The organism is Kribbella sp. NPDC048837 (assembly GCF_055586945.1).
Genome location: NZ_JBVJHF010000002.1, coordinates 27,881 through 44,462, shown reverse-complemented (window position 1 = coordinate 44,462; position 16,582 = coordinate 27,881). Strand labels below are relative to the sequence as shown.

Here is a 16,582-nt window from a genome sequence, read left to right as displayed (position 1 = left end):
GCCCGAATCCCCAGTTCCCGACAAACCCGAGCAACCTCCACCCCCAACCCACCCGCACCCCAGACCGCCCCCACAGCACCTCCCGCGCCGACACCCCCAGCACTCCCCACGCCTGCGTACCCGATGCCGGGGCCTATCGCCTCGGCGCTCCCCTCGCGGGCAGCCTCACCGCGGGCGTTTCCTGTGCGGGGACGTTCCACGCCGAGGGCGGTTAGGGCGTTGCGGGGCCATGGCTGGTGGGACTCGATGAGGAGCCAGCGGGTGGCTGGTGGGGCGGAGGCGACGAGGGAGTCGCCGCGGAGGTCTGCCAGGGCGGCGCAGCCCGTCTCCGGTCGGTAGCCGCCTTCAGTACCCGCCACGCCTACTCACCTTAGTGATGCCCGCCCAGCCAGTCCGGGATGTTCACGAGGTGGTCGCGACCAGGACCGCCTCGGTGAGGAGGCGGCGTACTAGGACTAGTTGGTCGGGTTCGTCGAGGCCGGGGAGGGCGCCTACTTTGCAGTCGGTGCCGGAGCACAGTTCGGTGACCGCGTCGGCGGTGACGGCTGGCAGCGTGATGGTGCGGTCTGGGAGTTGGAGGACTACGGGGTCGCCGGGGATTACTCGGCAGCGGAGGCCGGTGCGGAGGCGGACCGTCGTACCGACTGCCAGGGAAGTGATGGAGGCTGCGTGGGCGAGGGGGGACAGCGGGGCTGGGCGGTTGCCGGACCAGGTGCGGCGTCTGAGGCGGGCGGCGAGGGCGTCGGGGGTCGCCGATTGGATCTGGCGGATGAAGAGGTCGGCCACCTCGGGGAGCACCTTGCTCAGCTGGTCTGGATCGCCTGGGTCGAAGCCGAGGGGTAGAGCGGTCCGGAGCGATGCCTCGTCGGCGGCCAGCGCGGCTAGCTCTTGCACGAGGAGGTAGCGCGTCAGGGTGTGCAGTCCGATGGTCAGATGTGCACTGACTCCGCCGAGCGCTTTGGCTGAGTGGAGGAATCCGCGTGGCACGTAGAGGGCGTCGCCCGGTCGGAGCACGTCGTCGATCACTGGGGACTTGTCGCGCGCGGCCGCGGCTACTGCCTTCGAGTGGTCGGTCCAAGGCTGGTTGCGCAGCGGGTCGACGTGGACCGGCTCGTGTACGGTCCAGTGCTTCTCGCCCGCTACCTGCAGGACAAAGACGTCGTGTACGTCGTAGTGCGCCGAGAAGCCCTGTGACTCGGCCGGAGTGATGTACGCGTTGATCTGGACCGGATGACCTGCGTCGGCCGAGAGTTGGGTCGCGAAGTCGACCAGGGCCGGCCAGGTGCGGTGTAGAGCTTGCAGTACGACGGTGTGGCCGCTGGCGAACAGCGAGGCCACCTTGTCGTCGCGGATCTGGTCCGCGATGTCCGCGCCGACACCGCCCGGCCCGGTGAACTGTCCGTCGCCGATGACCGCGCCGTTCTTGGCGATCCGCAGGAACGGGGTCCGGAGGCCGCGGCGGGACAGGAGCTCGTCGGCGGCTTCCAGGGTGAACAGGTCGTCGTACGGCGCGGGGAGGTCCGGGCCGTGGGACAGCAGAGCGCGCGTACCCCAGTAGGAGTTCGCGAACTCGTCCAGATCACCCGCTACGCAGCGCCGGAGAGCCGGGCGCTCATCCGGCAGCGGCCCGGCTCCCGGCACCGTACTCACCAACTCCCAGCGCCCCCGCCCGCTCCACCATCAGCACCACCGTCGGTCGCATTCGCGTCGGCGCCACCGTCCGCAGGACCCTCACCGCCGGCACCACCATCGGCCCCACCGTCCGCGCCGCCATCACTCGCGCCCGGGTTAGCCCCACCATCCGCCGGCCCTTCACCACCGGCACCGCCATCTGCACCTCCATCGGCTCCGCCGTCAGTGCCACCAGGAGTCGCACCGCCGTCGGCTGGGCCTTCGCCACCGCCATAGCCACCCGCACCACCGTCGGCGCCACCATCTGTGCCGCCCGCTGTCGCGCCACCATCCGCTAGGCCTTCACCGGCGCCGCCGTCTGCACCACCGTCGGCACCGCCATCCGTGCCGCCGGGAGTTGCGCCGCCATCCGCTGGACCCTCGCCGGCGCCGCCGTCTGCTCCGCCGTCAGTGCCGCCCGGGGTCGCGCCGCCGTCCGCTGGGCCTTCACCGGCGCCGCCATCTGCGCCACCGTCAGCACCGCCATCCGTGCCGCCCGGAGTTGCGCCGCCATCCGCTGGGCCTTCACCGGCACCTCCGTCTGCACCACCGTCGGCGCCGCCGTCGGTGCCGCCTGGGTTCGCGCCGCCGTCGGCTGGGCCTTCGCCGCCGGGCGAGCCTCCGTATCCGCCGGCGCTGCCGTCGGCTCCGCCATCCGTCCCACCCACGGTCGCGCCGCCGTCCGCGAGACCCTCTCCGCCGTCGGATGAGGTGTTGATGTCTTCGTCGTTCAGACCCATCGTGCTGCTCCCTTTTCGCGAATGGCCAGGAAGAGTGCCGGGCAAGGAGCAGGGCACTCGGGACCATCCTGTGCGCAAAGTGGGGGTGGACTAAACCCCTCAGGGATTACAGCGCCAACTCGGTTCTACGGCGAACGTCGCACGACCTCGATCGCGGCCGCGAAGCCGCGCCGCGGGCGGTCAGGACGTGAGATCGCGCCACACCTTCGCGAAGCTGTCAGTGACGTCCTCGGGCCGGACCGCGATCCGCAGCCAGTCCGGTCCGAGCCCCGGGAACGTGTCCCCGCGCCGGACCGCGAATCCACGCTCTCGCAGGGATTCCCGCAGTACGGCGCCACCCGCGACCCGCACAAGCACGAACGGCCCCCGCGGCACGCCATACGTCGCGACCGGTATCGCGACCCGGGACCCGCCTGACCCCTCGACCCCGGATCCGGCAGGGTCTCCACGCCCAGAGGAGCCCAGGACCCCAGACCCTGCAAAGCCGCCGACCTCGGATCCGGCCGAGCCCTCGACACCGGCCGCGGCAGAACCCGCGCTCCTCGAGCCGGCAAAGCCCTCACCGTCCAAGCGTTCGATCCCGGACTCGGCAGAGCCGCCGACGTCGGATCCCACGGAGCCCAGGATCCCGGATCCGGTCGAGCCAACGATCCCGGACCCGGTCGAACCTCCGAGCCCAGACCCGGACGCGCGCACGGAGCCGGAGCCGGAGCCAGAGCCAGAGCCAGAGCCGGCAAAGCCTCCGCCCGCGGACCCGATCGAGCCGCCGATCCCGGATCCGGTCGAGCCGATGATCTCGTGTCCGGACGAGTCCCGGACCCCAGACCCGGACGAGGCCGGGAACCCGAACCCGGTCGAGGCCGGGAATCCGGACCAGGTCGAGGCCGGGAACCCCGATCCGGTTGGGGCTCCGAGGCTGGGGCCGGTTGGACGCCAGAGTCCCAGGCTCTCGAGTAGGTGGGCGCGGTGGCGGTCGATCTCCAGGGCTGCTTGGGCCGCCTCGGCTGCGGCTTGTTTGTTGCTGCAGGCAATTGCTGCGGCGAGGGCAGGTGTGGACACGGGCCAGTGCGGCTGGACGGCGGCCAGCTGCTCGATCAGGCCCGGCGCCGCGAGCACATACCCGACCCGCAGCCCGGCAAGCCCCCACGTCTTCGTCAGACTCCGGATCACCACCAGCCCGGGGATCGACGCGCCCGCGAGCGACTCAGGTTCACCCGGCACCGCGTCCATGAACGCCTCGTCGACGACCAGGACCCGGTCCGGACGGGCGAGCTCCCGCAGGTCGTCGGCGCGATGCAGGACCGACGTCGGGTTGGTCGGATTGCCGATCACCACGAGATCGGCGTCCCCCGGCACCGCCCGCGGATCGAGGACGAACCCGTCCTCGGGACGCAGGATCACCCGGTCGACCACATGCCCGGCCGACCGGAGCGCCGCCTCGGGTTCGGTGAACTGTGGATGAACCACCACCGCATGCCGCGGCCGGAACGCCCTCGCGATCAGTACGAACGCCTCCGCCGCACCCGCGGTCAGCAGGACCCGATCGGGCGCGACCCGGTGCCGCGCGGCGATCGCGGCGACGGCCGCGTCCTGCCGTGGGTACGCCGCCAGGTCCGTCAGGCTGCTCGTGATCTCCTCGATCAGCCACGGCGGCGGTGTCCCCGCCCGAACGTTGACGGCGAGATCGACCAGACCGTCGCCGACCTCGAGGTCGCCGTGATGCTCCAGATCAAACCCATCCAGCACCCCTGGAGGCTAGCGGCTCCGGCCGGATTCCGGACCAGGAAGTCCGCGCAGTGGTCGTCAGCGCGGGGTCACCGTGTAGCGGCGGTTCTGGAGGGAAGGGTTGCGCTTGCGTACGTCGGCCAGCCGCTCCACCGAGATCTCCGCGACCGCATGCCCGTCCGACTCACCCACGGACGCCACTGCGATCCCCTGCGGATCGATGACCTGACTGAGACCGCAGTACTTCTTCCCGTTCTGCGCAGCGGCCGCCACATATGACGTGTTCTCCACCGCGCGAGCAGTGAGCAGTGTGGTCCAGTGGTGCTCCTTCAACGGCCCACGAACCCACGCCGCCGGAACGACGAGCACCTGCGCACCAGCGTCGATCAACGCACGCGACAGCTCAGGAAAGCGCAGGTCGTAGCAAGTCATCAGCCCCAGCGACACGTCGCCGACCTTGACGACCACCGGCGCCACGTCGCCTGACGTCAGCTGATCCGACTCCTTGTACCCGAAGGCGTCGTACAGATGGATCTTGCGGTACGCACCGAGCAGCGACCCGTCCGCACCGACGGCCAGCAGCGTGTTGTACGGACGGTGCTGGTCACAACTGCGCTCGAACATCCCGGCCACGATCGCCACGCCGTGCTCGACCGCGGACTTCCGCAGCGTGTCGACGAACTCCCCGTCCAGCGCCTCCGCGGCCTCCGCCACCGAGCCGCCTTCGACGGCGAAGTCGGACATCATCGCTTCCGGGAGTACGACGAGGTCCGGCCGGCTCTGCGCCGCGTCGGCGACGAGACGCGTCACCAGGTCGCGGTTGGCGGCCTTGTCGTCACTGCTGGCGGTCTGCACCACGGCGATCTTCACTTCTCCATGGTGCCGCAAAGAGCCGGTCTGGTGCCGATGGGAGACTGCCTTCGTGGAGTTCGACGCGCTGGTGCTCGCTGGGGGTGGGTCGACCCGGTTCGGCGGGGTGGACAAGGCGATGCTGGTGCTCGACGGCGTCACGCTGCTCGACCGAGTGCTGACGGCAACCGGTGACGCGGCGTCGACCGTGGTGGTCGGCCGGGTCCGCACGACCTGCCGCCCGGTCGCCTGGACCGTCGAGGATCCACCGGCCGGTGGTCCGGTGGCGGGGATCGCGGCCGGGCTGACCCAGGGCAGCGCGCCGGTCGTCGTCCTGCTGAGTTGCGACCTGCCCTGGCTGACGAAGGACGACGTCGCACAGTTGCTCGACGGACTCGGTGACCACGACGGCCACGGGCTGCGGGACACGGATGGCCGCGAACAGCGGCTCGCGGCCGCGTACCGCCGTACGGCGCTCACCGAAGCGATTCGGCAGATCGGGGATCCCCGCGACAAGTCGGTACGCCGCCTGCTCGCGGGACTCGATCTCGCCTGGTCCGCCCCCACCCGAGCCGGCGACGACGTCGACACCTGGTCAGATCTGGATGACTGAAAACCGGTGGACACCCCTCCTAGCGTGAGGCTGTGGATATCGCGGAGATGGTGGCCAAGGCGGCGCCGGGGAGCGAAGTCACCGAAGTCGTCCAACGGACCGGCGGCCAGCTGAGCACAGTCTTCGAGGTACGGCGAGCGGACGCCGACCCGCTGATCGTGAAGGTGTACGCGCCGGAGTGGGCCTGGAAGCAGGCCAAGGAAGTCCACGTCTACCGGCTGCTGGCCTCGGAACTGAACGGCTCGATCCCCCGCGTGATCCACGCCGACGAGCAGGACTCGTTCACAGTCCTGACGAAGCTCGACGGCGTACCGCTGTCGGAGCACGAGCCGCCTGACTGGCGAACGACGTACGCCGAGCTCGGGGAACTGCTCGCCCGCGTGCATCGCATCCCGCAGCCGGCGTACGGGTATCTGACCGATCGGATCCTCGATCCGTTGCCGGACAACGACCAGTACATGCGCAGGCAGTTCGCCAAGAAGCTCGGTGAGTTCGAGCAGCTCGGCGGAGACCAGGCACTGCGCGAGAAGATCGGCAAGTTCGCTGACACCCACCAAGGATTGCTGGCGAACAACGAAGCACCCGTCCTGTGTCACAACGATTTCCACGAGGGCAACGTGCTCGTGGATCCGGCGACCGGTCGGGTGACCGGATTCATCGACGTCGAGAACGCGATCGCCGCCGACCCGCTGATCGACCTCGCGAAGACCGTGTCGTACTCGATCCGCGGCAACGCCGACAAGCTCGCCGGCCTGATCGACGGGTACGGCGTCCTCCCGGCCGACTGGGAAGACCGGCTCGCGCTGTACCGCGTCTACCACTCGCTCGAACTATGGGACTGGTTCGCGTCGATAGGCGAGACCACTCACCTCGACAGCATCGCCGCGGAGCTGGCTGAGCTGGTCAACGGCTGACGGTACGGTGGGCAGCATGCGAGCTGTCGTATGTGAGGGTGCCGGTGGGGTCGAGGTTCTGACGGTCGGCGAGATCGAGGATCCGCGGCCGGCCGTCGACGAGGTCGTCATCGACGTGGTCGCCGCTGGGGTGAACCGGGCCGATCTGCTGCAGCGGCAAGGGTTCTATCCACCGCCGCCCGGCGCACCGGGGACGATCGGGCTCGAGGTGTCCGGCACGATCTCCGCGGTCGGTGCCGAGGTCGAGGGCTGGTCCGTCGGCGACGAGTGCTGCGCGCTGCTCGCCGGTGGTGGCTACGCCGAGAAGGTCGCCGTACCGGCTCCGCAGGTGATGCCGGTGCCGGAGGGGCTCGACCTGGTCAGTGCCGCGGCGCTGCCCGAGGTGGTCGCCACGGTGTGGTCGAACGTGTTCATGACCGCGCATCTCAAAGCAGGCGAGACGCTGCTCGTGCACGGCGGCTCGTCCGGGATCGGCTCGATGGCGATCCAGCTCGGGGTCGCGCACGGCGCGCGGGTGCTGACCACGGTCGGCAGCAAGGACAAGATGGAGTTCTGCACCCGGCTCGGCGCGGATGTCGCGATCAACTACAAGGAAGCCGAGTGGGCGTCGGTGGTCCAGGAGGCGACCCGTAAGGCCGGGGCCGACGTGATCCTCGACATCATCGGCGCGAAGTACCTGACCGACAACGTGAAGACGCTCGCGTACGACGGTCGCCTGGTGGTGATCGGGATGCAGGGTGGCACGAAGGGCGAGCTGGATCTCGGCCGGCTGATGAGCCGCCGCGGCTCGATCACCGGCACCGGCCTGCGAGTCCGCTCGGTCCAGGACAAGGGCCGCATCCTCGCCGAGGTCGTCGGCCACGTCTGGCCGCTGATCGCCGAGAAGAAGGTCCACCCGATCGTCCACGCCACCTACCCTCTCGCCGAGGTGGCCCGCGCCCACCAGGACCTCGAGGAATCCACCCACCTCGGCAAGATCCTCCTGACCCTCTAGGCGGACGGCAGGTTGGCGGCCAGCCAGTCCGGGTCGGGCTCGACCAGTTGGATGACATCGAGCCAGGTGCCTGCTGGGTCGCGGACGAAGAAGTGGCGCTGGCCGAAGACCTCGGTGACCGGCTCGGTCTCCAAGGCGACGCCGGCTTCGGTGAGCGCGGCGGCAACCTTGTCCACGTCGTCGACGATGAAGCCGAAGAGGGTAGAGCTCTCCTGAGCAGCGGACACCGCGGCCGGGACCGTCGCGTGGCCGCGCTCGCAGATGGCCAGCTCCCAGTCCGCTTCGCCCCGGCGCAGGGTGATGAACCAGCCGAGGTCGATGGCGATCCGCAGGTCGAAGTACTGCTGGTAGAAGGCGGCGACCTCTGCCGTGCGGTCGGTGACCACGGTCGCGCCGAATGCCGCAGGTTGCATACGGTTCTCCTAATCACTACAGGTGTCGTTGTTGTGTACGACAGTTGTAGTGGATCCCTGCTAGCCTTGTCAACATGCCCAGCAACCCCGAACGCCGGACCCAACTCGCCGACGCCGGCCTCGCGGTCCTCGCGGAGGCCGGCGCCCGCGGCCTGACCCACCGCGCCGTCGACGCCGCCGCCGGCCTCCCCGCCGGCACCGCGTCCAACTACTTCCGTACGCGCGACGCCCTGCTCGGTGCCCTCGGTGAGCGCATCTTCGAGCGGCTCGCGCCTGACCAGGCGGTGATCGAGCCACTCGCCGAGCGAGCGCCGAGCCTCGACCTGATGACCGACTACGTCCGCTACATCGTCGAGCGACTGCTCGGCCGCCCGGAACTCTCCCTCGCCCTGCTCGAACTCCGCCTCGAAGCCGCCCGCCGGCCGGGTCTGCACGAGATCCTGTCCCGCACGATCAGGCAGGGCTTCGACGCCGACGTCGCCTTCAACGCGAACGCCGGCCTGCCGGGCGGCGCCGAAGAGATCCGCCTGCTGCACTTCGCCATCGACGGCCTGGTCCTCGACCAGCTCACCCCCGGCACCGGCCGCCCGTACGACGTCGACGCCGTCACCACCCGGCTGGTCAAGCGCCTGGTCCGCGAGGACTAGACCGGCCCCTTGACCGCCGCATACCGACCAGCGGCGAAGTACTTGTCGACGGCAACGATCTGATGTCGCTGAACCGCAACGCGGTTGCCGCCCTGCGCCGGCGAAGGATCGGCTAACCGGCCTGCGCGATCTCTGGGTAGGCAACGGCGTACGGCGGTGTGCTTGTGACTCGCCATTGACCGCAGGCACACCGCTGGTACACGACCAGGCCTTCGCTCACCTGATGGGAGGACACCGCGTTCCAGCGGTGCCGATGGACTTCGTTTCCGGCTGTCATGGGTCCATCGTGATGTAATGGCATTATGCATCTCAACCCTTACGGCGCGGACGCGGTCCTGCTCGCGGTCAACCTGGCCACCCGTCCCGCGACCACGCCCGAGGAGCTGGCCGAGCGCTGCGAGGAGAGTGGTGTCGAGAGCCGCCTGGTCCGTGAGCGCCGCGTCACCGCCGCAGACCTGGCGGCCGTCCGCGTCGCCCTCGACGAGTGGCTCGCGGTCGTGGACGCGACCGACGAGCAGACGCGGGTCGACCTGATCAACGCGATGCTGGCCAAGTACACCGAGCATCCGCGCCTCACCAACCACGCCGGCGACGGCTGGCACATGCACTATCGGCCCGACAAGGTCCCGGTCGGCCGGCTGGTCGCGACGCTGATCAGCACGGGGACCGCGCTGCACCTGGCCGGCCGTGGCATCACCCGGCTCGGACGCTGCGCGGCAGACGGCTGCAACACCGTGTACGCCGACCTCTCGCGCACCGGCCGGCAGCGGTACTGCAGTCCCGCCTGCGCGAACCGGGACGCGGTCCGGCGCCATCGCGCGCGGACCGCCTGAGTTGTCCACAACCGTCCGTTCGGGGGTGCGCACGACCGATCTAGGATGGGCAAATGACCGAGAGCAGCAGCGAGAGCCAGGCAGTGCCGATGGCCGGTGCGCGGACCGAGGACGGCAAGGTGCTGATCGTCGGGCCGGACGGAATGGCCGTCGAGGGGCCGCCGCGCTCCGAGCGTGACCGTGACGAGCACGACGAGCAGGACGAACCGCGCTCGGTGACCGAGCTGGTCGAGCAGCCGGCCAAGGTAATGCGGGTCGCCAACATGATCCGCAACCTGCTCGAGGAAGTGAAGTCCGCTCCGCTCGACGAAGCGTCGCGGCAGCGGCTGAAGGCGATCCACGAGGCGTCGATCAAGGAGCTCGAGACCGGCCTCGCGCCCGAGCTGGTCGAAGAGCTCGAACGCCTCAGCCTCGACTTCACCGACGACACCACGCCGACCGAGGCCGAGCTGCGGATCGCGCAGGCCCAGCTGGTCGGCTGGCTGGAAGGCTTGTTCCACGGCATCCAGACCGCGCTGTTCGCCCAGCAGATGGCGGCCCGCCAGCAGCTGGAGCAGATGCGGCGCGCACTCCCCGGTGGCCAGCAGCTGCCGGCCGAGGACGACGTCCCCGGCTTCCCCGGTGCACCGCAGGCGGGCAACACCGACGGTCCGGGCAGCGGCGGGATGTACCTGTAGTCCCTTAATTCAAAGGCTGAAACAACTCTTCGAGGACGGCGGCGACGCCGTCCTCGTCGTTTGCCGGGCACACGACGTCGACCACTGCCAGTACGTCGGCGTGCGCGTTGGCCACGCCGTACGACGTCCCCGCCCAGGCCAGCATGGGCAGATCGTTGACGGAGTCACCGAACGCGATCGTCTCGGCGGCCGAAATCCCTTGGTCCGCAGCGAAATCGGCCAGCATCGCGGCCTTGGAGACACCGCTGGCCGAGATCTCCACCAGACTGTGACCACCGCTGTGACTCGCGGTCACCCGATCGCCGACGACCGGCCCGATGCGGGCGAGAAGTTCGTCGGAGTGCCAGCTGGGATGGCGGACCAGCAGCTTGGCGGCCGGCTCGGACAGCAGGACATCGATGGCCGCGACCAGCGTGTCGTCCGGCTTCGGCCAGCGGTTCAGGTAATTCGGTTCCTGTCCGTAGCGGTCCGGTCGCTCGATGGCGAACTCCACCTCGGGAATCTCCGTACGGATCGCCCGCGCCACCTCGAGGGCGACCGTCGGGTCGATCAACCGGGTCCGGATCGCCTTGCGGCGCACGACGTCGTACAGAATGGCGCCGTTGGCAACTATCGCGACACCGTGGTCGCCGACCAGGTCAGCCAGATCGTGCAGCCAGCGAGGTGGCCGCGCGGTGACCATCACGAAAACACTTCCGGCGTGCTGGGCCGCGAGCACCACGGCACGGGTGCGCTTCGACACCGTTCCGTCGCTGCGGACCAGCGTTCCGTCGAGATCGGTGGCGATCAGGCGGGGAGGGCGAGGGCTGTCGGTGGCGGTCACCCGGCTACCGTATCCGGAGGTTTCATTACTCCTCCCGGCACGTCCGGCGCAAGCCATCGGACCTCGGTTTCAGACGTTTCTGACTTATCTGATTGAGCTTTTGACAACGTCATCAGACCGTTACGGCAGGATGCTGCAAAGGCAGCAAGTTCCCCTGCGCAGCCCGGTTTGCGCGTGATTTCATGCGTTGGTCTGGCGGGGAACCGGGGGCGATTCGGCCGCGTCGTAAGCCTGTTCTGGATCAGCGCGACTGATGCAGCCCCACCAACCCTCAACAACACACAAACGCCGTCAAACCGTTGCGGAATTGGCTGCAACCAAATCCGCGGTAGCGGCGTCAACAGTTATGGATCGGTGCGTCCCGCGCCCGGGACGACACGGTGGGTCCGGCAACAGTTCGCCGGTCCATCAGCTAGTGGATCCGTAGGGCCGAACGTCGTTCGCCGTTCGTTCACACGGGTCCTGATACTTGGGGAGCCTTGATGACCGTCAACAGCGCCAATCTAGCGGGGCCGGGGGGCAATAGCTCCCGAGCGGCTGTCGACACATCTTCCACCAGGGAAGGGGCGATGACCGGCTGCATCGCTCGTTCGGACATTTTCCAGCACCGCCTGATGGAAGAGCCGCCGCCCGCGTCCGCCACCCGTCGCACCCGGGAGCGGTACGAGCAACTGGTGCGCGAGGCGAAGGCATTGTGCGCTTCGTGCCCGCTGTTCACCGACTGCTTGTACAGCGCCGTCGCCGAGCACGACGTGAGTGGCTTCGTCGCCGGAACCACCGCCGCACAACGGCGTTCGATCCGTAACCTGCTCGACGTCGAGGTCCAGGCCGACGACTTCGACCAGCTCGCCGGTGCCCGCGGCACCCGCCGGCCGGTCAGCCACGAGGAGGTCCTGCGGCTGCGCACGCAGTACCCGAACGACAGCCTGGAGTCCCTGGCGATGCGGCTGGGATGCTCGCTGTCGACGGTCAAGCGGCACCTGCGCCGCGCCCGCCGCGGACAGAGCCCGGTCGCCAAGACGCCGCGGCCGCGCCCGGAGGTCAACGCCGTCCTCGACGCGTTCGACACGGTGATCGACCACCAGCACAGCCGGCCCCGCCGGACCGGCAGCAGCCGGGTCGCCTGATCCGATACTCGGCCCGCCAGCGGACTATCGGAAGAAGGGCCCGGAATCTCTGTACACACAGGGATTCCGGGCCCTTCGCTTGCCTACGGCAATTTCAGGTTGTCAAGCCTTTCGATGCTGACCGAAAGGCCTGGCCTCAGAACCAGCGGTTGAGGACGGCCGCGACGCCGTCGTCCTGGACCGACTTGGTCACCTCGTCGGCGGCGGCCTTGACCTCGTCCGGCGCCGACCCCATCGAGATCCCGCGACCGGCGTAGGTCAGCATCTCGATGTCGTTGCGTCCGTCCCCAATCGCGAGCAGGCCGGACGGGTCGAGGTCGTACTGCGCCAGGGCGACCTTCAGCCCGGTCGACTTGTCCACACCCTCGGGCGCGATGTCGAGCCAGGCGGTCCAGCCGACGAAGTAGCTCACGCCGTGCAGACCGAGGCGCTCGGCCAGCCGGACGAAGTCGGCCTCGGACTGCTCCGGGTCCCGGATGATCAACCGGGTCACGGGCTCCGGCGCGAGCTCGTCGTCGTTGACCACCCGGATCATCGCACCGGTGCCGAGATCACCGTCCGGGAACGGCGCGGTGACCAGGTAGCTGCCGTCGTGCTCCTCGACCGCCATCCGGGCGTTCGGGGCGTACTTGCGCACCGAGGCGATCACCGTCGTCGGATCGAACGTCCGCTCGTCCACGACCTTGCCGTCCGGGAACCGCATCGTCCGCGCGCCGTTGCTACAGACAACGAATCCGCCGGCCGGCAGGCCGAACCGCTCGGCCACCGGCTTGGTGGTCGACCAGGCCCGGCCGGTCGCCAGGATCACCGGCACCTGGGCGGCGGTCCGCCGGACCGCGTCGATGACCGCCGGCGAAATCCCTTCGTCGTGGTCGATCAGCGTTCCATCGATGTCCAGGGCAACGGCCGTCGGCCGCGGTCCGTCCGTCATCGACCGACCGGTTCGAGGACCTCGCGGCCGCCGAGGAACGGGCGGAGGGCGGTCGGCACCCGGACGGAGCCGTCGGCCAGCTGGTGCGTCTCCAGGATGGCGACGATCCAGCGGGTGGTGGCCAGCGTCCCGTTCAGCGTCGCGACCGGCTGCGTCTTCCCGTCGGCGTCCCGGTGCCGGATGTTCAGCCGGCGGGCCTGGAAGTCGGTGCAGTTCGACGTCGAGGTCAGCTCCCGGTACCGGCCCTGCGTCGGCACCCAGGCCTCGCAGTCGAACTTCCGGTACGCCGAGATGCCGAGGTCACCGGTCGCGGTGTCGATCACCCGGTAGCACAGCTCCATCTTGTCGAGCATCTCCTTCTCCCAGCCGAGCAGCCGCTGGTGCTCGGCGGCGGCCTCGTCCAGGCTGCAGTAGGAGAACATCTCGACCTTGTCGAACTGGTGGACGCGGATGATCCCGCGGGTGTCCTTCCCGTGCGACCCGGCCTCCTTGCGGTAGCAGGACGACCAGCCGGCGTACCGGATCGGGCCGTTGGACAGGTCGAGGATCTCGTCCATGTGGTAGCCGGCCAGGGCGACCTCCGACGTACCGGTCAGGTACAGCTCGGGGTCCTCGAGCCGGTAGACGTCGTCGTGGGCCGACAGGTAGCCGGTGCCGCCCATCACCTCGGGCTTGACCAGGGTCGGCGTGATCATCGGGGTGAAGCCGGCCTCGACCGCCTGCTGGATCGCCAGCTGCAGCATGCCCAGCTGGAGCAGCATGCCGGCGCCCTTGAGGAAGTAGAACCGCGAGCCGCTGATCTTCGCGCCGCGTTCCATGTCGATCGCGCCGAGCAGCTCGCCCAGCTCGAGGTGGTCGCGCGGCTCGAAGCCCTCGGCGGCGAAGTCGCGCGGCTTGCCGACCTCCTCGACCACGACGAAGTCGTCCTCGCCGCCGACCGGGGCCTCGTCGGAGACCAGGTTCGGCAGCGCGCGGGCGAGCTCGTCGAAGCGGTTCCCGGCCTCGTTCGCGGCGGCCTCGTTCGCCTTCACCTCGGCGGCCAGGGTCTTGGTCCGGTCCAGCAGCGCGGTGCGCTCGTCGCCCTTGGCCTGGGCGACCTGCTTGCCGAGCGACTTCTGCTCGGCCCGGAGCGCCTCGAAGGCGGAGATGGACGATCGACGCTCACTGTCGGCCACCAGGATCTGGTCGACCAGGTCCGCACTCTCACCGCGCTTGGTCAGGGCCGCGCGCACGACATCGGGGTTCTCACGGAGCAGTTTCGCGTCAATCACACCCCGAGGGTATCGGGGCGTGTCACGGACGGCGAAGTCTATTCGGGATGATGTGGTGTGCTTCATCGAGAGTCGATGGTGCATTCAGCGGTGGTCCAGGCGTTCGCTGGCAAGGCGGAGGAGGAGCGCGATGCGGAGCATCGCGCGACGACGACAACGCCGCCAGCAGGCGTCTGGGGCGCCGCTGGATGTGCCGGCGGCTCTCGATGAAGCACGACTGCAGGCGATCATCGAGGGGGATCTGAGCGGGTCATGAACCACCATCCACCCAGTCCGGTCGGCCGTGCGTTCACGGTCGTCCTGGGTGCGCTGCCGTTCGTGGTGATCACCCTGCTCGTCTTCCGGCACTGGCCGCCGCTGGAGCGCTGGGACGAGTCCGTCTCGGCCCGGGCCGCGGCGTACGGCGCCACCCACGAGAGCGTGATCGACTTCTGGCAGGTGGTCGGCGCGGTCGTCCTGCCGTGGACGTCACGGGCGGTGGTCGTCGTGGTGGCGGCGTACCTCTGGCACCGCCGGGCGCGGGTGCTGGCGTTCTGGCTGCTGGTGTCCGCCGGGGCCGAGCTCGCCCTGGTCCAGGCGGTCAGGTACATCTTCGAGCGGCCCCAGCCGGCCCAGGCGCTGGTCGACCCCGACGGCTGGTCGTACGTCTCGGGCCATGCGGCCGCCGCGTTCGTGATGGCCGGCGCACTGGGCGTCGTGCTGCCGTCGGTCCGGGGCTGGCGACGCCGGTTCCGGTTGCTGGTGATGCTGCCGACGATCGCGGTGGTGTGGATCGCGTCCGCCGACCGGATCGCGCTGAACGTGAACTACGTGTCGGACGTGCTCGGCGGGTGGGCGCTCGGCCTGGCGATCCTGACCGCCACGTCGATCGGGTTCGGTCTCCGGCCCGGGCTGCGCCGGCGGCGCCGCCGCACGCCGGCGGAGAGCGACGGTACGACGATCCCGCCGCGGGCCGCCGTGATCGTGAACCCGATCAAGGTCGGCGACGGCGTGGCGTTCCGGCGGAAGGTGACCCGGGCGCTCTCGGTCCGCGGGTACGACGACCCGTTGTGGCTGGAGACCCGCGTGGACGACGCCGGGAACGCGATGGCCAAGCGGGCGATCGAGAACGAGTCGGATCTGGTGCTGGTCGCCGGCGGTGACGGTACGGTCCGGGTGGTCTGCGCGGCGCTGGCGCACACCGGGATCCCGGTCGGAGTGATCCCGGCCGGCACCGGGAACCTGCTGGCCCGGAACCTGCACATCCCGCTCGACCTGGACGACGCGCTGGAGCGGATCCTGGACGGCCGGGACCGGCGGATCGACCTGGTCCGCGTGCGCGGCGACGAACTGGACACGGACCGGTTCGCGGTGATGGCCGGGCTCGGGCTGGACGCGGCGATCATCTCGGACGCGCCGCCGCATCTGAAGGCGCAGATCGGCTGGACGGCGTACCTGGTGTCGGCGGCGAAGAACATCAACCACCCGTCCGTGCGGGTGCGGCTCGCGCTGGACGACGCGGAGCCGATCGACCGGCGAGTCCGGACGGTCGTGATCGGCAACGTCGGGATGCTGCAGGCGAACATCCCGCTGCTGCCGGACGCGCGGCCGGACGACGGGCTGCTCGATGTCGTGGTGATCGCTCCGCGCCGGGTGACGCAGTGGCCGATCGTCGTCTGGCGGCTGCTGACCCGGACGAACCGGACGGACATGTACCTGGAGCGGTTCACCGGGCGGAAGGTGGAGATCACCGCGGCGGTCGACGTCCAGCGTCAGTTGGACGGCGACCCGATCGGCCCCGGCCGCCACCTGACCGCCGAGATCGAGCCCGGCGCACTCACCGCACGAGTCCCCAAGCGCCGCTAACCCACCCCTCCGCGCGATCAGTTGCTGGGCTTCTGCTCCGACTCTTTGCGGAGGGTCTCGATCGCCTCTTCTTCCTCGGGCGACAGCTTGGCCTCGCTCGCGAACGCCTTGATCTCCTTGGCGTACGTCCGCGCGTCGGCCCGGCTGTTGATCGACGTCAGCACGACCCCGTCACCCTTGTCGTCCAGCAGCGCCATCGACCACGACAACTTCCCGCCGGTGTCGCCGAACGCGTCGTAGCGGACCACCGCCAGGTGCTGCAGCGTCTCGCGCAGCTCCCCGCGGGTGACCTCGATCTCCTTGCCCAGTTTGCGGAGCTCGGAGCGGACCGTGCCGGGCTTGGCCTCCGGCTGCTGCGGCTCCGGCTCGGGCGCCGGTGCCGGCGGAACTCCGGCCGACTTGGACGTGCCGGTGTTCGCCCGCAGGGCCTGGATGGCGAACACCAGGGCGAGCACCGCCACGAACAGAGCGGCGATTCCGAATGCACCGGCTAACGACGAAGACACGCT

The 16,582-nt window shown here is 69.6% G+C and carries 17 protein-coding genes and 1 pseudogene; 8 read left to right on the top strand and 10 right to left on the bottom strand.

The window, feature by feature from the left end; all coding sequences use genetic code 11:
• Positions 1–402 precede the first annotated feature (402 nt).
• The 5 genes and pseudogenes from ACZ6O0_RS08120 to ACZ6O0_RS08100 form a co-directional block, all read right to left on the bottom strand.
• Positions 403–1,650, bottom strand: coding sequence for a cupin domain-containing protein (locus ACZ6O0_RS08120; protein WP_465764130.1), 1,248 nt, complete (start codon positions 1,648–1,650; stop codon positions 403–405).
• Complete coding sequence (locus ACZ6O0_RS08115) at positions 1,613–1,963, bottom strand: hypothetical protein (RefSeq protein ID WP_465764129.1); 351 nt, start codon at positions 1,961–1,963, stop codon at positions 1,613–1,615. Before ACZ6O0_RS08115 ends, ACZ6O0_RS08120 begins: the two co-directional genes overlap by 38 nt.
• 3 nt (positions 1,964–1,966) lie before the next feature.
• A complete protein-coding gene (locus ACZ6O0_RS08110; protein ID WP_465764128.1) occupies positions 1,967–2,326 on the bottom strand; it encodes a hypothetical protein in 360 nt (119 codons plus the stop codon).
• Positions 2,327–3,365: 1,039 nt separating this feature from the next.
• Positions 3,366–4,142, bottom strand: a pseudogene (cobC, locus tag ACZ6O0_RS08105) (Rv2231c family pyridoxal phosphate-dependent protein CobC); the annotation flags it as partial.
• Between the two features lie 72 nt (positions 4,143–4,214).
• A complete protein-coding gene (locus tag ACZ6O0_RS08100) occupies positions 4,215–5,006 on the bottom strand; it encodes a carbon-nitrogen hydrolase family protein (protein ID WP_465764127.1) in 792 nt (263 codons plus the stop codon).
• Positions 5,007–5,058: 52 nt separating this feature from the next.
• On the opposite strand from ACZ6O0_RS08100, the gene mobA reads away from it, so the two are divergent.
• The 3 genes from mobA to ACZ6O0_RS08085 are packed head-to-tail and all read left to right on the top strand — an operon-like array spanning position 5,059 to position 7,506.
• Entirely contained in the window at positions 5,059–5,598 is a 540-nt protein-coding gene (mobA, locus tag ACZ6O0_RS08095) for a molybdenum cofactor guanylyltransferase (protein WP_465764126.1), read from the top strand.
• Between the two features lie 32 nt (positions 5,599–5,630).
• Positions 5,631–6,512 (top strand): phosphotransferase family protein, encoded by an 882-nt coding sequence (locus tag ACZ6O0_RS08090; RefSeq protein ID WP_465764125.1) that lies wholly within the window; start codon positions 5,631–5,633, stop codon positions 6,510–6,512.
• 16 nt (positions 6,513–6,528) lie between these two features.
• Complete coding sequence (locus ACZ6O0_RS08085) at positions 6,529–7,506, top strand: NAD(P)H-quinone oxidoreductase (protein WP_465764124.1); 978 nt, start codon at positions 6,529–6,531, stop codon at positions 7,504–7,506.
• On the opposite strand, the gene ACZ6O0_RS08080 is transcribed toward ACZ6O0_RS08085, so the two are convergent.
• Positions 7,503–7,919: a VOC family protein gene (locus tag ACZ6O0_RS08080; RefSeq protein ID WP_465764123.1), complete on the bottom strand. Its 417-nt coding sequence runs from the start codon at positions 7,917–7,919 to the stop codon at positions 7,503–7,505. The genes ACZ6O0_RS08085 and ACZ6O0_RS08080 overlap by 4 nt on opposite strands.
• Before the next feature lie 74 nt (positions 7,920–7,993).
• Between ACZ6O0_RS08080 and ACZ6O0_RS08075 the strand changes: the two genes are divergently transcribed.
• The 3 genes from ACZ6O0_RS08075 to ACZ6O0_RS08065 all read left to right on the top strand — a co-directional run bounded on the left by ACZ6O0_RS08075 (position 7,994) and on the right by ACZ6O0_RS08065 (position 10,076).
• Positions 7,994–8,566 carry a TetR/AcrR family transcriptional regulator gene (locus ACZ6O0_RS08075; protein WP_465764122.1) on the top strand — a complete coding sequence of 191 codons (573 nt, stop codon included), beginning with the start codon at positions 7,994–7,996 and terminating at the stop codon, positions 8,564–8,566.
• A 302-nt stretch (positions 8,567–8,868) separates the two neighbouring features.
• Positions 8,869–9,399 carry a CGNR zinc finger domain-containing protein gene (locus tag ACZ6O0_RS08070; RefSeq protein ID WP_465764121.1) on the top strand — a complete coding sequence of 177 codons (531 nt, stop codon included), beginning with the start codon at positions 8,869–8,871 and terminating at the stop codon, positions 9,397–9,399.
• Positions 9,400–9,452: 53 nt separating this feature from the next.
• Positions 9,453–10,076: a bacterial proteasome activator family protein gene (locus ACZ6O0_RS08065; RefSeq protein ID WP_465764120.1), complete on the top strand. Its 624-nt coding sequence runs from the start codon at positions 9,453–9,455 to the stop codon at positions 10,074–10,076.
• 4 nt (positions 10,077–10,080) lie between these two features.
• Here the strand turns inward: ACZ6O0_RS08065 and ACZ6O0_RS08060 are convergent, their stop codons facing one another.
• The gene (locus ACZ6O0_RS08060; RefSeq protein ID WP_465764119.1) at positions 10,081–10,899 is read right to left on the bottom strand and encodes an HAD-IIB family hydrolase; all 819 of its coding nucleotides are present in this window, start codon (positions 10,897–10,899) and stop codon (positions 10,081–10,083) included.
• 569 nt (positions 10,900–11,468) lie between these two features.
• Between ACZ6O0_RS08060 and ACZ6O0_RS08055 the strand changes: the two genes are divergently transcribed.
• Positions 11,469–12,026: a WhiB family transcriptional regulator gene (locus ACZ6O0_RS08055; RefSeq protein WP_465764118.1), complete on the top strand. Its 558-nt coding sequence runs from the start codon at positions 11,469–11,471 to the stop codon at positions 12,024–12,026.
• A gap of 136 nt (positions 12,027–12,162) precedes the next feature.
• Here ACZ6O0_RS08055 and ACZ6O0_RS08050 read toward each other — a convergent pair whose 3' ends face one another.
• The gene (locus ACZ6O0_RS08050) at positions 12,163–12,957 is read right to left on the bottom strand and encodes an HAD family hydrolase (RefSeq protein ID WP_465764117.1); all 795 of its coding nucleotides are present in this window, start codon (positions 12,955–12,957) and stop codon (positions 12,163–12,165) included.
• The gene (gene serS / locus ACZ6O0_RS08045) at positions 12,954–14,228 is read right to left on the bottom strand and encodes a serine--tRNA ligase (protein ID WP_465764116.1); all 1,275 of its coding nucleotides are present in this window, start codon (positions 14,226–14,228) and stop codon (positions 12,954–12,956) included. Before serS ends, ACZ6O0_RS08050 begins: the two co-directional genes overlap by 4 nt.
• A 252-nt stretch (positions 14,229–14,480) precedes the next feature.
• On the opposite strand from serS, the gene ACZ6O0_RS08040 reads away from it, so the two are divergent.
• Positions 14,481–16,073: a bifunctional phosphatase PAP2/diacylglycerol kinase family protein gene (locus ACZ6O0_RS08040; RefSeq protein WP_465764115.1), complete on the top strand. Its 1,593-nt coding sequence runs from the start codon at positions 14,481–14,483 to the stop codon at positions 16,071–16,073.
• A 17-nt stretch (positions 16,074–16,090) separates the two neighbouring features.
• Here the strand turns inward: ACZ6O0_RS08040 and ACZ6O0_RS08035 are convergent, their stop codons facing one another.
• Positions 16,091–16,579, bottom strand: coding sequence for a DUF4446 family protein (locus ACZ6O0_RS08035; RefSeq protein ID WP_465764114.1), 489 nt, complete (start codon positions 16,577–16,579; stop codon positions 16,091–16,093).
• Positions 16,580–16,582: the final 3 nt, after the last annotated feature.